Genomic DNA, 231 nt, shown 5'->3' on the forward strand with positions numbered 1-231 from the left:
GTACAAACTCCAAGTCAACATGCCGCAAAAGAAGAGTTTATCACCGTGGTTGATCTGCATTGAGAGCAGTTCTTTCGGATGCCCATTGGTGATTACGATCAGTACGCCGGTCAAGCTAACTAGCAGACTAAAACACTGGGCGAAAGACGGCAGCGTTCGAAGAGCAATACACGTAATCAGCGAAGTCATCAGTGGGCTGAGCGCCATGATTAATGAGCCATTTGTCGCACT

1 protein-coding gene is annotated in these 231 nt (G+C 48.1%); it reads right to left on the reverse strand.

Going from position 1 to position 231, the window contains the following annotated elements; genetic code table 11:
- A partial coding sequence (locus M4I23_RS19760; RefSeq protein ID WP_249755569.1) for a hypothetical protein occupies nt 1-231 on the reverse strand: 231 nt, incomplete at both ends.

This window comes from Algibacter sp. L4_22, assembly GCF_023473045.1.
In the GTDB taxonomy this organism is placed as follows: domain Bacteria; phylum Bacteroidota; class Bacteroidia; order Flavobacteriales; family Flavobacteriaceae; genus Algibacter.